This is a genomic window from Pseudomonas sp. W2I6 (assembly GCF_030815935.1).
GTDB lineage: Bacteria > Pseudomonadota > Gammaproteobacteria > Pseudomonadales > Pseudomonadaceae > Aquipseudomonas.
The window spans coordinates 643,285-661,151 of the sequence record NZ_JAUSXJ010000001.1; the positions used below are offsets into that span (position 1 = coordinate 643,285).

17 protein-coding genes and 1 pseudogene are annotated in these 17,867 nt (G+C 58.2%); all 18 read left to right on the forward strand.

The features are described 5' to 3' along the window. Positions 1-58 precede the first annotated feature (58 nt). Positions 59-667, forward strand: a pseudogene (locus tag QF039_RS33670) (phage portal protein); the annotation flags it as partial. After that, the gene (locus QF039_RS03065) at positions 663-1,568 is read left to right on the forward strand and encodes a phage portal protein (RefSeq protein ID WP_307516864.1); all 906 of its coding nucleotides are present in this window, start codon (positions 663-665) and stop codon (positions 1,566-1,568) included. The pseudogene QF039_RS33670 and the gene QF039_RS03065, both read left to right, overlap by 5 nt. Before the next feature lie 2 nt (positions 1,569-1,570). Then, positions 1,571-2,920 (forward strand): S49 family peptidase, encoded by a 1,350-nt coding sequence (locus tag QF039_RS03070; protein ID WP_307516866.1) that lies wholly within the window; start codon positions 1,571-1,573, stop codon positions 2,918-2,920. A 41-nt stretch (positions 2,921-2,961) separates the two neighbouring features. After that, positions 2,962-3,378 (forward strand): hypothetical protein, encoded by a 417-nt coding sequence (locus QF039_RS03075; protein WP_307516868.1) that lies wholly within the window; start codon positions 2,962-2,964, stop codon positions 3,376-3,378. Positions 3,379-3,433: 55 nt separating this feature from the next. Continuing rightward, entirely contained in the window at positions 3,434-4,381 is a 948-nt protein-coding gene (locus QF039_RS03080) for a Mu-like prophage major head subunit gpT family protein (protein WP_307516870.1), read from the forward strand. Positions 4,382-4,416: 35 nt separating this feature from the next. Continuing rightward, positions 4,417-4,665, forward strand: a complete 249-nt coding sequence (locus QF039_RS03085; protein ID WP_307516872.1) for a hypothetical protein — start codon at positions 4,417-4,419, stop codon at positions 4,663-4,665. Then, complete coding sequence (locus QF039_RS03090; protein WP_307516874.1) at positions 4,655-4,855, forward strand: hypothetical protein; 201 nt, start codon at positions 4,655-4,657, stop codon at positions 4,853-4,855. The genes QF039_RS03085 and QF039_RS03090 overlap by 11 nt, the downstream gene beginning before the upstream one ends. Continuing rightward, positions 4,848-5,135 carry a hypothetical protein gene (locus QF039_RS03095; protein ID WP_307516875.1) on the forward strand — a complete coding sequence of 96 codons (288 nt, stop codon included), beginning with the start codon at positions 4,848-4,850 and terminating at the stop codon, positions 5,133-5,135. Before QF039_RS03090 ends, QF039_RS03095 begins: the two co-directional genes overlap by 8 nt. A 3-nt stretch (positions 5,136-5,138) precedes the next feature. Next, positions 5,139-5,591, forward strand: coding sequence for a hypothetical protein (locus QF039_RS03100; RefSeq protein ID WP_307516877.1), 453 nt, complete (start codon positions 5,139-5,141; stop codon positions 5,589-5,591). Positions 5,592-5,601: 10 nt separating this feature from the next. Next, a complete protein-coding gene (locus QF039_RS03105; protein ID WP_307516879.1) occupies positions 5,602-6,357 on the forward strand; it encodes a hypothetical protein in 756 nt (251 codons plus the stop codon). Continuing rightward, positions 6,354-6,701: a hypothetical protein gene (locus tag QF039_RS03110; RefSeq protein WP_307516882.1), complete on the forward strand. Its 348-nt coding sequence runs from the start codon at positions 6,354-6,356 to the stop codon at positions 6,699-6,701. The genes QF039_RS03105 and QF039_RS03110 overlap by 4 nt, the downstream gene beginning before the upstream one ends. 396 nt (positions 6,702-7,097) lie before the next feature. Further along, positions 7,098-9,872 carry a hypothetical protein gene (locus tag QF039_RS03115; RefSeq protein ID WP_307516884.1) on the forward strand — a complete coding sequence of 925 codons (2,775 nt, stop codon included), beginning with the start codon at positions 7,098-7,100 and terminating at the stop codon, positions 9,870-9,872. Positions 9,873-9,881: 9 nt separating this feature from the next. Continuing rightward, a complete protein-coding gene (locus QF039_RS03120) occupies positions 9,882-10,532 on the forward strand; it encodes a DUF2460 domain-containing protein (RefSeq protein WP_284184557.1) in 651 nt (216 codons plus the stop codon). Then, positions 10,529-11,389, forward strand: coding sequence for a DUF2163 domain-containing protein (locus QF039_RS03125; RefSeq protein ID WP_307516887.1), 861 nt, complete (start codon positions 10,529-10,531; stop codon positions 11,387-11,389). Before QF039_RS03120 ends, QF039_RS03125 begins: the two co-directional genes overlap by 4 nt. After that, a complete protein-coding gene (locus tag QF039_RS03130; RefSeq protein WP_307516889.1) occupies positions 11,386-11,847 on the forward strand; it encodes an NlpC/P60 family protein in 462 nt (153 codons plus the stop codon). Before QF039_RS03125 ends, QF039_RS03130 begins: the two co-directional genes overlap by 4 nt. Beyond that, positions 11,828-14,368, forward strand: a complete 2,541-nt coding sequence (locus tag QF039_RS03135) for a phage tail protein (protein ID WP_307516891.1) — start codon at positions 11,828-11,830, stop codon at positions 14,366-14,368. Before QF039_RS03130 ends, QF039_RS03135 begins: the two co-directional genes overlap by 20 nt. A gap of 157 nt (positions 14,369-14,525) precedes the next feature. Beyond that, the gene (locus QF039_RS03140) at positions 14,526-16,658 is read left to right on the forward strand and encodes a hypothetical protein (protein WP_307516892.1); all 2,133 of its coding nucleotides are present in this window, start codon (positions 14,526-14,528) and stop codon (positions 16,656-16,658) included. Positions 16,659-16,800: 142 nt separating this feature from the next. Beyond that, positions 16,801-17,838, forward strand: a complete 1,038-nt coding sequence (locus QF039_RS03145) for a right-handed parallel beta-helix repeat-containing protein (RefSeq protein ID WP_307516893.1) — start codon at positions 16,801-16,803, stop codon at positions 17,836-17,838. Positions 17,839-17,867 lie beyond the last annotated feature (29 nt).

Sequence of the window (17,867 nt, forward strand, 5' to 3'; positions counted from 1 at the left end):
GGCCATCACCTGGTTGAGCCCTGAACGCGGCGCCAAGCGCATGCATGCCCGGCTCACCATGACCGCGCTGGGCGGTTACAGCGGCGCGTCGAAGGCCAAGCGCTCGTTGAGTGCTTGGAACCCAGCCGCCGGCAGTGCAGCGGCTGACTTGCTGCCTGACTTGCCCACGCTTCGCGAGCGTTGCCGTGACCTTGAGCGCAATAACCCCATTGGCGGCGGTGCGATCAACACGGTAACGACTAAAACGGTCGGTACCGGCTTGGCGCTAAAGTCCGTGGTGAATCGCCAGATCCTCGGCTGGGATGAAGATCAGGCCAGGGAGTGGCAGCGCAAGACTGAATCGCTCTTCAAGTCCTGGGCGGAAACCACCTGCTGCGACATCACCCGCGAGCAAAACTTCTATGGCTTGCAGGATCTGACGTGGCGTTCGGTACTGAGCAGCGGTGATGTGTTTCCGCTGTTGACCCACAAGGAGCGACCTGGTCATCACTACTCGGCGTGTATCCAGCTCATTGAAGCCGACCGGATCTGCAACCCGTCGGGCAAGGCTGATACGGAAACCCTCACCGCCGGTATCGAACGTGATGCCGACGGCGCGCCGATCAAGGCTCACATCCTGCGCAGTCACCCAGGCGCGCTGGGCGTTAAAGAACGGGTATGGGATGAGCGCCCGTTCTTCAACGAGCGCGGCGGTCGGGTGTTGTTGCACGTATACCGCCGCCGCCGGGTGGGGGCAGCCACGTGGTGTGCCGTACCTGGCGCCGGTGATCGAAAAGCTCAAGCAGTTGGACCGCTACACCGATGCCGAGCTGGAAGCCGCGGTGGTGTCGGCGTTCTTCGCAGTGTTCATCAAGCCGGGGACAGGCGGGAGCCTGAGCCCACTGGCATCTGCTGCCACCGGCAACACGCCAGTCGGCGGAGACCGGCCTGCAGGACGGGAGCAGGGTGGCTGGGACGGTTCGCTGAGCGGCGGCATTGTTGCAGAGCTGGACGACGGCGCGTCCATCGACACTGCCGCCCCAGGCCGGCCGAACATGGCGTTTGACCCGTTCGTGCTGGCGATGCTGCGCCAGATCGGCATGGCCCTGGAATTGCCCTATGAGGTTCTGATCAAGCACTTCACTGCCAGCTATACCGCCGCGCGTGCAGCCGTCATGGAAGCGTGGCAGTTCGTTCGCGGTTGCCGCGACTTCCTTGGCTCACACTTCTGCCAGCCGGTGTACGAGCATTGGCTTGAAGAGGCCATTGCGCAGGGTGATATCGAGGCCCCCGGGTTTTTCGATCACCCGCTACTCCGCTATGCCTACTGCGGTTCGCTGTGGGTGGGCGATGGTCCTGGCACCGTAGATCCGCTGAAAGATATCAACGCCGCTGAAAAGCGGATCGATATCGGCGTCAGCACGCTGGCGAAGGAATCCATGCTCTACGACGGCAGCGACTGGGAGGAAAACCACGAACAGCGCGCCCTGGAAGTGAAGCGCCGTCGCGATGACGGGCTATCAGCTTCACCGACGGCCCGTCCGGACAATGAACCGCCGGCCAATCCCGGCCTACCTGAACGGACCTAACTATGAGCGACAACCCAACCGATGCACCCGTGCACCGGGTGACGGCGTTCGACTTGGTGTCACGCGAGCCCTGGGCCATCACCCCGGACATGCTGCAGACCATCACCGCCATTGCCCGTCGGGAACATGAAGGCCCCGAGGCCCTGGAAGCCAGGCAAGGCAAGCCCCTGCAGAACAGCCGTGCTGTGACTCAGCGTGGAAACGTTGCCTTGCTGCCCGTCACCGGCCCTGTGTTCCGCTACGCCAACTTGTTCACGGCGCTGTCCGGTGCAACCTCGCTGGATGTCCTGGCCAAAGAGTTCACCAATGCCGTCGACGATCCTCGGACCGACACCATCATCCTGGTGATGGATACACCGGGCGGTATTGCCAGCGGCATCGCTGAGTTCGCTCAGATGATCCGCGCGTCTCCCAAGCGGGTGGTGGCCTATGTGTCCGGCAACGCGGCCAGTGCCGGTTACTGGATGGCGGCAGCGGCCCATGAAATCGTCATGAGCCGTACCGGCGCTGTGGGATCCATCGGCACCGTGTTGACGGTGCGCAAGAACGGCGACGACGGCAGCTTCGAAATCGTCAGCAGCCAAAGCCCGAAAAAGCGGCCGGACTTCGGTACCGAATCAGGCCGCGCTGTCGCACAGGCCCACGTCGACCGCCTGACCGACATCTTCGTCGAGGACGTCGCTAATTATCGCGGCCTCAGTGTTGAAACCGTCCTGGCTGACTTCGGCCAGGGCGACATGCGGATTGGCTCGGATGCCGTGGAACTGGGCATGGCCGACCGTGAATCCACCCTTGAAAACCTTATCGCCGAATTCAACGGCAGTCCCTCTGGAGATCGATCCATGTCCGCACCAAACAGCAGCACCGTACCAGCTCCAACCACCGACAAGCCTGCCATCACCCGTGAATATCTGGCCGCGAATCACGCGGAGTTGCTGGCCAGCCTGGAGCATGACGCACATGCAGCTGGCGCTCGCGCCGAGTGCGATCGCATCAAGGCAGTCGAGGCGGCCGCTTTGCCCGGGCATGAAGAGCTGATCGCCAGTCTCAAGTTCGATGGCAAAACCAGCGGCGCCGAGGCGGCGGCACAGGTGATTGGTGCCGAAAAGTCCAAGCGTGCTACTGCTCTTGCCGACATTCGCAGCCAGGCCCCTGCGCCGGTACCCAACGCACTCACGCCGCCGGCTGCACCAACTGCCGCCGAAGAGGATCCGGAAGCGCCCCTGGAAGAGCGCGCCAAAGCAACCTGGGACGGCGATAAGGAACTGCGCGCCGAGTTTGGCACTTTCGAGGCCTACCACGGTTATCGCAAGGCCACCGACCGTGGTTTGGTCAAGGTTCTGAAAAAGTAAGCACCTGGTAAGTCCCTCAAACCCTGGCTCTGGAGAATCCCATGCCTCTTACACTCGATACCCCCCGCGCCTACGAGATCGGCACCATCAACGACTTGTCCGTTGCCGCCGGTGTGCAGATCTTCGAAGGCTCGGCCGTTGGCATCATCGCCGCCAGTGGCTTGGCGCGCCCTCTGGCGGCTGGTGATCTGTTTGTCGGTTTCGCTGATCGCGGCGTCGACAATCGCACCGGCGCCGCTGCGGCCGCGCGCGTACGCCTTCGTGAAGAAGGCAAAATTGAACTGCCCGTCGCCGCTCTGGCACTTGCCGATATCGGAAAGCGCGTCTATGCCAGCGACAGCGGCGCGTTTCTGCTGACAGCGGCCGGGAATAGCCTGGTCGGCCATGTTCACCGTTTTGTCCGCTCTGGCATCGGCATCGTCAAGTTCGCCGCCCAGCCAGTACCCGTCGCGCCTTAACGCAACACCCAAACCCTTCCTTTTTTGACCGTATCCTTCTTCAGGAGAATCACCCATGGGTGCTGAAGTACTTTCCAGCCGTGCCGTCATCGGCATGTTTTACGAAATGCTCGAACAGAATGTGGGGGCGACTTGGATTGACGCCGTATCCAACCTGTTCGATTCCGACCAGGCCAAAGAAACCTACCCGTGGATCGGCATGGTTCCGACGCTGCGTGAATGGATCGGTGGCCGTCATGCCAAAGGGTTCATCGGTGCTGACCTCGAAATCGAAAACCTGCACTTCGAAGCAACCATTGAGGTTCTGGTCAAGGAGCTGCGCCGCGACAAGACCGGGCAGTTGCGGATCCGCCTCGGTGAGCTGGCCGACCGCACGAATGCCCACTGGGCCAAGCTGCTCTCGGTACTGCTGGTCAACGGCGAAACCCAGGTCTGCTACGACGGCCAGTACTTCTTCGACGTTGACCACGAAGAAGGCCAGAGCGGCGTGCAGTCGAACAAAATCACCACCAAGCTTTCCGAGCTGGCCGCGGCTGTTCATGGCACGCCAACTCGACCGAGTGTCGAAGAATTCCAGCAGGCAGTTGCCCTTTCTGTGACCCAGCTCACCAGCCTCAAGGATGATCAGGGCGAACCCATCAACGAACTGGCCCGCGAGTTCCTGGTGATGGTGCCGTTCAACCTGTTGAGCGTTGCTCAGTCAGCTTTGAGTGTTCCGCGCGGCACGAACATCAACGAGATTGTCATGCCCGACAACGTTGTGGTTCGGGTTGTAGGCAACGTCCGACTGAATACCTGGCAGGACAAGTTCGTGACCCTGCGTACCGATGGCCGTTTGAAAGCGTTTATCCGCCAGCAGGAAACCGACGTGGCCATGAAGGCGAAGGCGGAAGGCTCGGAATACGAGTTCGATAACGACGCTCACCAATACGGTGTCGACACCTGGCGCAACGTCGGTTTTGGTCGCTGGCAGTACGCGGTCCTTAACCAGCTGGTGGCATAAGCCGGTCGGCCTGCCACCTCATCGAGGACACTGATATGCCGAAATACCGCGTGACAGAGACCATCACCCTTTACGGTGGTGAGTTGATCCTGACAGACGCGCAGGCAGGCGCCCGAAAGCACTGCCTGAAGCCGGTCGAAAAGAAAAAGGGGCGCTACACCATTCTGGAGCCTGTCCAGTTCAAAGTCGGGGAGGTGATCGTGATCCCCGGTGAGCCGGACAAGGCGCTGGATCAGCGGCTTGAGAAAGTGGATAAAGCTGGAGGAACCGGCGATGCCGAATAAATCCTACACCGTGAAATCTGGCTCTTTCCGCCGTCCAGACAACACCTTGGTCGGCCAAGGTGATGTGGTCGAACTGCCGGACGATGTGGCTGATCGCTTCCGCCACCAGTTGGAAGTTGTGGTCGCCGAACTCCCACCGGCTCCGGCAAACGATGGTGGGCGTAAGCCGAAGGTGAACCCCGATGCTTGACGAAGACCTCAGGGGTTTCCTTGAGGACTTCGACGTCGGCGGGATTGTTGATGGTGAGCCGTTTCTGGCGGCGCGTGACATGCCGGATGAGATCCACGGCATGGGAGGCACCAACAGCCAGTCCACCAGCTACGAGATCCTTGTCATCACTGCCGAGGCTGAACGCCTCGGCATCAACAATTCGAAGCTGATCACCGTCGGTGGCGTGTGCTACCGGGTCCGCGACCGCCGGATGATCGATGACGGCGCCTTCAGCCTGGCTTCTCTCACCAAGGTTTAACCCATGCCCTCGATCCAAGACCGCATCGTCTCCAAGGCGCAGGCGCTGATCAAGGCTGCCGGTACGCCGGCGGCTGATCGTGTTTTCCGCAGTCGTACCGAGGCGATCACCCGCGACATGACGCCTGCGATCGTGCTGCGTCCCAGCCTCGAAACCACCGAACGGGAAAGCTTTGCCGTTGACCGCAACCAGTTCGAACTGACGGTGGAAATCATCGCCCGGGAAGACACTGTGACCGGAGACGCCTGGGACCAGGTGGCTGACCTTGTGAAGGTCGCCGTGCACGCGGTGCTGGCCACCGAGGACGCTTTCCCGGAAGCCGATCGGGTCCAGCGGTTTTACGTCGACTGGATCGAGGACGAAGGGGACAACACCGCTGGCAACTGCCTGGTTCGTTATCGGTTTACCTACTTGTGCAACACCGGCGACTTGACCACCGGCCCCACCTATTACTGAGGAATAAATTATGCAAATTGCATTCGGCAGTGGGTTGTTTTACGCCACCCCGCTGATGGACGCCTATGGCAACGCCTTGGCGTCACCCACCCCGATCCTGCTGGGCATCATGCAGGAAGCATCGGTTGATCTGTCGTACGACTCCAAGGAGTTGTTTGGTAGCGAGCAGTTCGCCGTCGATGCTGCGCGTGGCCAGGGCAAGCTGTCCGGCAAGGCCAAGGCCGCCCAGATCAGCCTGTCGCAAATGAACGCGCTGGTGTTCGGGCAAACCCTGCAGCCCGGCCAGGTGCTGGTGCACCATGCGACCACGCCCCAAGACATTCCGGTGGGTGGCAAGATCATTGTCACCGCGCCTGGCACCGGCGTGCTGTCGGGTGACCTGGGTGTTCGCGGCGGTGGCGCAGCTCCCTTCACCCGTGTTCTGGCGGCGCCGGCGAAGGGGGAATACACCTTTGACGCTGGTACCGGTGAATACGCGTTCGCCGCTGTGGACGTTGGCGTGCCGGTGTTTATCGACTATCGCTATTCGGTCGCCACCGGCAAGAGCCTCTCGGTGCGCAACTTGCCGATGGGCGATATGCCGGTCTTCCAGGGCGAGCTGTACCTGAAATACAAGGGCAAGTCTATCTACGTCCGCGTGCCCAACTTCGTCAGCAATAAGTTGAGTCTTTCGACCAAGCAGGACGACTACACCATCCCGGACTTTGAATTCACCGGCTATGCCGACGAGTTTGGCGAAGTCGCTTACTGGAGTTCCAGCGAATGACCGTCGTTAATATCCCAGGCGTCGCCTTCCCCTTCCCGGGTAAGTCCCTGGTTATTCCGCCGCTGACGCTGGGCGACCTGGAGCAGTTGCTGGACCGGATTAACCGGGTCATGGCCGGCAACCTGGACAAGGACAGTATCGCCACCGTGATCGACGCTACTCATGCAGCACTTCGTCGAAACTACCCCGAAATGGAGCGCTCGGAAGTGGCCAGCCTGCTGGACCTCGGCAACATGCGTGAAGCTCTCAACGCTGTGATGGGCGCGTCGGGGCTGGAGGTGACGGAGCCAGAGCCGGGGGAAGGCCAGGCCCCTTTGACTGGGGCCAGCTCTACGCACACCTGATCGCCAGTACGGGACAAAGCCCGGTCACGCTGCGGCGTGACTGGGACATGGTGATGGTGGGCCATATGACGGACTACTGGCGGCACCATCCTCCCGTGCATGTGCTGGTAGCCGGGTACATGGGCTACAAACCGGCAGAGGCCGTCACGGATGCACCTGATCTGGCGAGCAACTTAGCGGCAATGGCTGCAGATATGCGCAGTGAACTACCTGAGCATCTGCTTGGGGCACTGGATGCATTTGTAGCGCCTGGCTAGAGTCTGGTCGCGATAGCGTTGAATACTCGTCGGATACATTTGACCGTATTTATCAAATGGTTTGACTTAAGCAAGTTCAACGTTTCAACAAACCTCGCCTCGGCGGGGTTTTTTATTACTTACGATATGAGGCTCCGGCATGGATAGAAATATTGCGTATCAGTTCACTGCCGGCACTCAAGGCTTCGACCGCGCAATCGAAAGTATTGAGCGGAACATGCGTGATGCGCGAACGACCTTCAGTCGTGAACTACGGGCCATCAATACCGAGATGGTGGGTAGCCAAACACAACTCAGCCGTTTTGGCCCAGCAGTAAATGATGCTTTAGGGGGCGTCAGTACCATCATGCGGAGTGGGCTTTCCAGCGTTGCTGCTGGATTGATCGGCGTGTTTGCTCTGGGTGCTTTTAAGGTGAAGCAACTCGTCGGTGACAGTAAGGACGCAGCGATCCAGCAGCAGGCCGCTTATCGTGGCCTTGAGGCTGTGGCCAACCACGCGGGCGTCGGGATCGGTCGTGCGATGGATGAAGCCAATAAGTTGGCAGCTGATGGGTTGATTAGCGTAGGTGACTCGGCAAAGGCGCTGCAAAACCTGTTAAGTCGAGGTTACAGCGTTGATCAAGCTGTGGGAGTCATCACGCGGCTGAAGGATGCTGCAGCTTTTAACCGGCAGGCAAATCTCAGCCTTTCCGAGGCAGTAGTGACGGCCACTGAGGGCTTGAAGAACGAAAACTCGGTGCTGGTCGACAACGCAGGCGTTACAAAGAACGTTGCCAAAATGTGGGAGGAATACGCCAAAAGTATCGGAACTACTCGTGACAAGTTGTCCGATTCTCAAAAGATCACGGCTGAATACAACGGGGTGATGAAAGAGACGGAGGCGCAGGTTGGTAACGCTGCGAAAGCAGCAGAGGGGTTGACCGGAAGTCAAGCGGACCTCGACTCGAAAAGCAATGAACTTCAAGTCACCATCGGTACGATTTTGGAACCGGTCTTTGTCAGCCTGAACAAGCGCCTCGCCGAAACTGCGAGTTGGTTCAACAACCTGTTGAAAGGGATGTCCGGGGTTGGGGCGACCGTCGAGGAGGTCGCAGCAAACGTCGCTCGCTATGAGGCCATCCTCAAGGACTTTAAGCCTGGCCCGCGTGGTAACGGTAGCAAGGCGCCGCTAGAAGCTGCATTGGTAGAGGAGCGGCTGCTGCTGGAAAACATGCAACTCGTCTCCAACAAGATCGATGAGGTCGACGCGGGAATTAGCTCCCGTTCCGCACGCATTGAGGAACAACGGCGAAAGGTTGCCCAGATGGCGGCCACTGGCAATACGGCTCTCTTCAAGCCGGCGCAGCAAGGTAGGGTCAGCCCAACTCCCTACGGACTTGAAATTGCGCGGTTGACGAAGCTTGAAGCCGGCTATGCCGCCGCAATTGAGCATCGAAAAAAGGTTGAGGAGACGACAACGCCACCGAAGAAAACCGATACCCCTGCTACAACGCCCGGCAAAGTTACCTCGCGAGTCAGCGAATGGTCCGAAGCGCTGGATGCGCAAAAGGTCGCGCATGCTCAGCAGCAGGCCGAGCAGGGCACGTTTCTCCAATTCTCGCAGCAGCAAGAAGCGGATTACTGGCAAGGGATCCTCAAGCGCACAGACCTGACGGCCAAGGAACGGCTGGGTGTTCAGCGCAATTACCTGACGGCCTTGGGGTCATTGCGTCGTCAGGATGAAGGCCAGGCATTCGCCGATCTGCAGGCCCAGGCGCAGCAATACCGCAACAACATGGACGCACGCCTGAACATCGCTCAGCAGACGTTGGAGCGCAGCCGGCAGCTCTATGGCCAGGACAGTCAGGAATACCGCAGGGCCGCTTCTGAGGTGGTCGCCATCGAGCGGGAGAAACAGCAACAAATCACCAACATGAAGCAACAGGAATATGCCGCCGATAAGCAATCTCGGCTGACCGACGTTGCACATGCTGAACAGATGGCCCAACTGGACCTGCAGGCCAACCTGATCACTCAGGGGCAGTTGCTGCAGTCTCAGGCAGAGTTCGAAAAACAGCGGTACGCGATCGAGGCTGAAGCCTTGGCGCAACGCAAGGCGCTGCTGGACCAGGATCCCGACCGCAACCCGGTTGCCCTGCAGCAGGTCCAGCAGCAGATCCTCGCTTTGGAGCAAACCCACCGCAACAGCTTGGCCGTGCTCAGCCGGCAGCAAACCATGGAATCCCAGAGCAACTGGACCGGGATGATGGGGAGTTTGCAGTCCAGCTGGTCGAGCGGAATGAACGGGATCCTCACCGGCACCATGAGTACTCAGGGGTTGCTGAAAGGGATTTTTGGCAGCGTCGGTACGGCATTTGTCGAAAACATGGTCACCAAGCCTTTGATGGCATGGGTGTTCGGTGAAACGGCAAAAACCGGAGCGACCGTAACCGGCGTCGGGTTGCGAACAGCAGCCGAGATCGGAGGCGCCGCGATGTCCGTGGCGGTCTGGGGTGCTGCCACCATCAGCAACATTATTTCCAGCGCTTACCAGGCTATCGCGGGTGCGTTTGCCGCGATGTCTGCAATTCCGATCATCGGGCCGGCGTTGGGCGTTGCTGCAGGTGTTGCTGCCGGTGCGTTCGTATTCGGCCTCATCAAGAACGTGGCCTCTGCTGAAGGAGGCTACGACATTCCAGCCGGGGTGAACCCAATGACCCAGCTCCACGAGCAGGAAATGGTTCTGCCCAAGCAGTACGCCAACGTGATTCGCCAGGCTGCAAACGGCGATGGCCAGTTGGGCGGCGGTGGCGGCGGTGGCTATCACTATCACGACAGCAGCGGCCGACTGACGCCGGCGGACATTCGGCGCAATGCACGGGTGTTTGCTCTCGAAATGCAGAAGCTGCAGCGCAACGGTGCCCTCAAGGCATAAGGAGAATTCATGCTGCTCGGGCCATTTTTTCCAGCGCGTTGGATTGCCGGTTTACCGGATCGCGGTGTTATGGCGGAGGATGTTTTGCCCTATATGCCCGGGCAAACGTTCCTCGCCAAAAAATCCCCGGCCTGGAGCACGGGGGTGCAAAAGTCAGCCAGCGGCCGGCGCCGTACCACCGCGTATTACCCGGCGCCTTTCTGGACGTTCCAGATCAACTACAACGCGGTACGCAAGCGTCCCGGCCTGGACGAATGGTCGCGGCTGGTGGCGTTCTTCAATCGCCGCAAAGGGCAGTTCGGGGACTTTCTGTATTTCGACAGGACCGATCACCAGGTGACCAAGCACCGCTTTGGCTTTGGCGACGGGGTTACCCGAACGTTTCAGCTGACGCGGGCCATTGAAGGGTGGGTCGAACCCGTTTACGGGGTGGTCAACATTGATCTGCTGACCGTCGCGGGAGTGTCTGTGACGGCCTACAACGTCGATGCCCTCGGCCAGGTCACCTTCGACCAAGTGCCCGCATTGGGCCAGGCGCTGGAATGGACTGGCGCCTTCTTTTTCCGCTGTGCATACGACTCAGATTCGCTCGATGGCGCCCAGCCGTTCGGGCGGATTTGGGAGATGAAAAACGTCTCTTTCACGAGCATCAAACCATGATCGATGTCAGTCCCGAGTTGAGGCAGTTTCTGGCCACGGCCCGAAGCTTTGTGATGGCCGATCTGTACACCATCACCCTGGCGAGTGGCCAGGTACTGCGTTACACCGACGCCGGCGTGCAGTTGTTCGCTGACGGTGCGAACTACTCGGCGTCCGGGCCGCTGCTCAAGCGCACCGGGATCCGCACAGTCCGAGGGGTCGAGGTCGATACCCTGAGCGTCACCCTCTACGCCGGCGTTGAGGACACTTTGCTGGGGGAGCCGATTCTGGCGTTCATCGCCGGTGGTGGTTTCGATGGTGCGTCGTTGAGCCTGTCCCGGGCGTTTATGCCCGATTGGGCGGCGCCAGTGGTTGGTACGGTGTTGCGCTTCATTGGGCGGGTTGCCGAGGTTGATCCTGCTGATCGCGAGCAGGCGACGTTCTCGGTCAAATCACCGATGGAGCTGCTCGATACCAAGGTGCCTAAGGGGGTCTATCAGCCTGGGTGCCTGCGGACGGTTTACAGCGCCGATTGCGGCGTTAATCGCTCTCTGTTCGAAACTGCGGGTTCGGTGCTGGAGGCCACGAGCGGTCTGCGCATTCGTACCGATATCGGCGCTGAAAACGGTTGGTTTGACCAAGGCGTGATCCGGTTCGTAAACGGCGGCAATGCCGGCGTTTCGCGCACTGTCCGTCGCCAGACGGCTGACGGTGCCGTCACGGTGATTCTCGGGCTGCCGGCTGAGCCACAGCCGGGGGATCAATTCCTGATTTATCCCGGTTGCCCGCGCACGCTGGACGCCTGCACCAACAAGTTCGGCAACCGCGGGCGTTATCGCGGCATGCCCTTTATCCCCGTGGCGGAGACCTCCGTATGACCGAGCTGGAGCTGCAGCAGCGCGAAGCTGTCATTGTCCAGGCGAGGCGCTGGCTCAGGACACCTTATCAGCACCGTCAGCACCTGCTGGGCGTTGGCGTGGACTGCGCCTGGTTGCTGATCGAGGTGTATCACGCCGTCGGCCTTCTCCCCTGGATCGATCCTGGCGCCTATGCCCAAGACTGGCATCTGCACCGCAGCAAGGAGCTGTACCTGAGCTGGCTGGAAGAGTACGGGCGCGAAGTCGAAACCCCGCAACCCGGCGACGTCGCCATCTGGAAGTTTGGCCGCACCTACAGCCATGGGGCAGTGATCATTGATGAACACCGCGTCATTCACGCCTTTTTAGATATTGGTGTGGAGGTGGCCAATATGCGCGAAGAGCGACTGGCCAGCAGGCCGGTGCGTTATTACACACTCAATAGTTTTGGAGGCAGTGATGGGGGGAGGGAGCAGTAGTTCAATTTCCAACAGCGCAACACGCATCAACGCGCTGCAGATCCAGAGCAGTGCCAGTGGCAAACCCATCGCCTGGATTGCCGGCCGCAACCGCATCAGTCCCAACCTGATCTACTACACCGACTTCGATGCGGTCGCAAAGACCACCAAGACCAAGACCGGCGGGAAGGGCGGCGGCGGGGCCACACAGAAAGACACCACCTATACCTACTATGCGGCGATCATCCTCGGTATCGGCCGGGGCCAGCTCAGCTCGGTGCGGCGGATCTTTCGTGACAAGGAGGTCTTTGCCGACAAGGTTGTCGATGGCGTCACGCAGTCAGCGCTGGCACAGATCGGATTCAGCTTTATGCCGGGCACTGCAGACCAGCAGGTCTGGGGGTACCTTGAGACAAAGCACCCGACCGAGGCGATCGCCTATTCGGACACGTCGTACGTTTACGCCGCGCGCTACCTGCTCAACGATAACGCCGGCGTGCAGAACCACACCTTTGAGGTTGATGGTCCCTACCAGGTGCCAGGCTTGCCCGACGCCAACCCGGGGCTCTTTCTGCCCGGGCTACTGCTGGATCCGCTGGACGGCATAGGCTTTGATCCGCGTTGGATTGATGACCTGAGCAGTTACCGGGATTACTGCCTGGCCGAGAACCTGTTGCTCAGCCCGGTATTGGATGAGCAAGCCCCGTGCAGCGAAGCCATCACGCGCTGGTTGCAACTGACCAACAGCGAGGTGATCTGGTCAGCCGGCAAAATGAAGGTGATCCCATTTGGTGATCAGGTGGTCACCGGTAACGGTGTGACCTGGTATCCGAATGTCACGCCCGTGGCGCACCTCACGGATGATGACTTTTTGACGGAAGAGGGCGAGCCACCGGTCCAGCTGAAGATCAAGAGCCAGGCCGACAGCTACAACGAAGTGTCGCTGGAGATCCTCGATCGCGATCACGAGTACAACACGGACGTGGTGCGCGCACCGGATCAGGCTGCCATCGAGCAGTTCGGGTCCAAGCCGATGGACACCATCAAGGCGTACGAGATCTGCAATACGGCCATTGCGTCGCACTCGGCGCAGCTGCTGGTGCAGCGCAAGCTGTATATCCGCAACGAATACCATTTTTCCCTGGGCTGGCAGCATGTGCTGCTTGAGCCGATGGATCTAGTCACGATCACCGAGCCGGCGTTGAAGCTTGACCGCCGCCTGGTCCGCTTGATCTCGGTCGAGGAAGATGAAGACGGCAAGCTCGCGGTTGTGGCCGAGGATGCGTTGCTGGGGACGGGCAGCGCACCAAATTATCCAGTGCAGAGCAAGACCGGTTACCAAGGCAATCAGAACGCTGCACCTGGGCCAGTGCTGCCGCCGATTATCTTCAACCCACCAGAAAGCCTACTGTTGCCAGGGGAGACTCAGGTGTGGGGTGCGGTCGCCGGCGCCGGTGAGTCGTGGGGCGGCTGTGATATCTGGATCAGCGCCGATGGTGACAGCTATCGAATGGTTGAGACCGTTTACGGTCGCTCCCGTATCGGCCGGCTCACAGCGCCGTTACCACCTGGTGGGGATCCGGATACGGTCAACACCTTGTCGGTAAAGCTCTCGGTTGCCGATCAATTGACGGCGGCGACCACCGCTGAGGCCGATAGCGGTGCCACCTTGTGTTGGATCGATGGCGAGTTGATCAGCTACCGGGACGCTGCCCTCACGGGGCCGGGCGCCTATAACTTGCAGTACTTGCGTCGTGGCCGCCTTGGTTCGTCTGTCTCCGACCATCCCGTTGACGCGCAGTTTGTGCGGCTTGATGACGCGATCTGGAAATACACCTACACCACCGATCAAATTGGAAAAACGGTGTGGGTTAAGTTCCGCTCATTCAACGTGTTCGGCCGTGCCTCAGAGGACTTGGCCGATGTGACGCCCTACAGCATCACATTGTCGCCAGTGCGAGTTGTACCTGGCGCTGCCCAAGGGGTTCAGTTGGTGGGGGCCTTTGAGGCACCTTACTTCACCGTCGGTTGGACGGCAGGGGCGCATGCTGCAGATCGGCTGGTCAGGATCCGCAACGCCGGCACGAACGGCTTGCTTCGTGAGGTTGCCACCACCGCCACCACCTTCACTTACCAGTTGGCAGATGCACTAGTCGATGGACCGCTGGTACGCAGCTACCGGATTGAAATCATTGAGCGAAATACGGCCGGTAATGCCCCTGTTTCTGCCCTTGTGGTGGTAAACACCGCGCCTCTGGCCGTCACCGGCACCGCGGCTATGGTGAGCGGGACCACCGCGAATGTCCGTTGTAACACTAGTGCCGCAGCTGACAGGGCTGGCTACATGTTCGTTTATGCAACCACGGCGGGGTTCGATCCCACGATCACGGGCACCATCGGTTATCAGGGTGCCTCAGAGACTGGCCAGATCACCGGCTTGGCTCCGGGAACAACTTATTACTTGCGGGCTGCAGCGTTTGATACCTGGAGCAGCGTTCGCTCACAGCTGAATTTTGCTCCGGAAATTACTTTAAATACTTAAGAGTAGTTAACTAAGCAGCTTATTAGCTTGCTCTCCTTGTTGGTAGCAGACGGTGATCTATTGCCTGGAGGAAGTTGATTGGTTGCTGCATTGGTTTATACATGGGGCGGATTGTCATTGCTCCTGAGGTTTTCTTAATACTCCATCGAGAATAACTATGCAGCCTATTCAGTTCTTTGCCGCCCGGGCCGAAGATGGTGCTCTATTGCCTAATGCATCTGTGGATGTGTTTGTCCACGGCTCGCAGGAACGCGCCACCTTATTTTCGGATTCGACGGGTACCGTGCCACTCCAAAACCCATTCTCTGCAGACGCAAACGCTCGGGTTTTCTTTTACTCAACTACAGATCGTATCGATATTCGAATTAGTCGATATGGATATGTTGCCCCCATGTTGCTTGATATTTCTACGCTGGATGTAGCAACAGCGGTCGAACAGGTTCGACATGAAATTGACCAGGTACTTGTCGACGCCAAGCTAAAGTTTGACCAGTTATTAATGAATTCTGGGTACGAGAGCGTATTTCTACCCTACGCCGCAGGCGCAGTAATTCAGCGACCCAGACAACTGGTCCAACGCTCAGGCGAACTCTACAGCGTTATTAATCAAGCAGAGTTGCCCCTGACTCTGACCGGCGCGTGGGCGACTGACAATACCAAGCTGAGGGCGGTGGGCGATATGGCCCTCCGGCAGGAGTTAGCCAATCCTGTCGACTCGCGAAAGGGCTCTGCCGGGGTCGGTCGGGTTTACCGGCAAGTTGACACCATCGCTGAGCTTAAAACTTTGTCGAAGTTGGGGTCGCCCTATGCTGAAGTGCTGGAGTACAGCCCAGGTGCTGGCGTAATCAATAGTCGGTATCACCTCGACGGGACTGATACGACTACGGTAGGTAACGATTTCACAGTCGTGGAAGCTCATGATGGCGGCAGGTGGCGACTTAAGCACGCCGATGCGTACTCCTTAAAAATGGCTGGCGGAAAAGAGGACGAAGTAACCGACGACGCTGATGCTTGGGATCGGTTGTTACCTGTTTCTAAGGGTAAGAAAGTCGTGTGGTCAGGCGTGTCAGTGGTAAGTCGACCAATTGAAATTCCGGTAGATTACTTGCGACTTCATGCTGAAACCAAGGCGGCGACGATCAAAGCTATGGATGGCGCTAACTTTGAATACACTGTTTCGGCAAGAAATAGAAAGGGCTTAGAGTTTTATGGTTTTACTGCTGATGCGAACAAGGCAGGGCGCGAAGCCGTTTTAACTACACGTACGGTCGGCGTAAATTTGATTAATTGTACTGACTGCCAATTAACCGAAGTCAAGGGTATTAATGCTATCGGTGGGGGCGGGATTCCTGGGATTGGAATATCCACCGCTGGTGGTGGTACTCGCGTGAACACCACTAACTGCGCTGCACTCAACTGTGGTGTGCCGGGCAAGGCTGCTGACGGCTTCTTCTGCAGTTCAAGTCATTCAGTAAATACTGGTAATGTCGCAATGGACTGCAATGACACTGGTCACGTTCTGGAGAGCTGTTCCTATAGTGGGATTGTTGGCTGCGTTTCTATGCGTTGTGGCGTAATCGGTGCAATCACTAACGCTACCTCAACTAATAAGTATGGTAATTACATAAATGGCTTGGTAGGTGAGGATTGGTCTGCGGTCGTTACAGGTGGAGTTCAGATCGGGGTATTCGGTTCTGGCGATCTTGTCGACAGCAAAGTAAAAGGATTAACCATGGTTGGGGTAACCAACTACCTCGGACCAGGCGTTAACGTTCGAAGGACCGGTACCGGACGCGTGGATGGCCTTGAACTCGATGTTTCTGTCCGAAATGCATCAACGCAGGGGATTTTGGTGGATAGTGCTAGAAGAGTTACCATTAAGGCGCAGATTACAAGTCCAGCAAATGCCTGTATTCAGTTTCAAGGCGATTGCACAGGCTGCTCGGTCGTTTCCGGTACCAACTTGTTAGGCGGAAGTTTCGGAGTAGTTGCGACCGGTACTTCCGAAGTATTCGTGCAGGGCATTCGTGCGATATCTACTGGCGCATACGGCATTTACGCATTTGGAAATTCTGTTGTGACTAGTTTGATGAACCATATCACTGGTCCGACCCAGGCCTTCGAAGGTAAGGATTCTGGTGCCGTTCTCAATAGAATATCGCTCATTGATGGGATGCTCTCTCTCGACAGCATCACAGCGGGCGCTCCGCTTAGCGGAATTTCTTCCAAGTTAAAAATTGTGAATCGCACAGGCAACACGGCTGGAGTATTGGGATTGAGTGCGACGTGACAGCATCGCCTTGGGGGCAATCAAGATGTTCCCGAGGCCTTTCTAATTTTAAACAAAATGTGTCAAGAGCGTTTTTCTGATTTTAAACTGTATGGATATACAGTATTATTGGCGTTGCACCTAACCATACTAAGAGACCGATATGCCTATCTACCTAGACCAACCTTACGTTTTCACCCCTAATCCTACCGCCGATAATGGACCGCGCATCCAAGCGCTCATGAAGGCTGGTTACCGATGGATTCAAATCAATGGCACTAAGTGCCCAATTGGCACTACGGTCCTTTTGAACCGGGACGACTATTGGCCCTACAGTGGGCAGATCATCGAGCCGGCACCCGGTATCGAAAAGGTCACGATTGACGCCTCAGGTGTTGGCCGTAATCCCGTCGAGCCGAACGACCCAAGCTATGCAGCGTTTGACTATGAGGGGCGGGTGCTGCCCGCAAGCTACCTGACTTCACCGGCGGGGGTTAATCAGACGCAAATCTTTGTAGCTGACACATCCAAATACACAAATGGTGAGTGGATCGTCATCTCTGATGCTTCCACAAACTTCCCCGTAATGCCTCTGCCACTTGATGGGCCAATGGAAGTTCGCCAGGTCATCTTTGTGACAGCCAATTCCTTGATCCTCAACCGAGTAATCAAGCGTGACCACCCTCAGGGCGCCATTGTTGCCAAGGCTACGCCCATCAAAAACGTGTACATCCGGAACCTTGAGTTCACGGGCAACTGTGGCGTTGGTGTGCACCTGCATTACGCTCAGCACTGCGTAATTGAAAATATTACCTCGGTTGATTGGCGTGGTCGCTGCATGCTGCTGCTGGACAACGGCGGCGAGTACAACACCATCATTAACAGCTATTGCACGGGCACTGAGCCTGGCATTGGCCCAGAGCAAAACGCGTGGGGTGTCGTTGTTGAGGGCCAGGACGGTACCAGAATCATCAACTCGGGCGGTGAGCGTTGCGGCGCCGGCCAGGCCATGAACTACAGCATCGATACGGTATCCGTGAACGCTCGTGCGCGGCTCAATACCGTGAACGTTGGGGTTTACACTGCGTCCATCCGCTCTGGTTTCCTTCGCCCACGGACTGCATCGCCCATCAACCTTGATACCGTGATCACCTCGGACTCTGTTGATTGCTACATGGTTGAGCCAATACCTTTTTCTTGATTTTTAGATAAAAAAAGCCCGCTCGATGG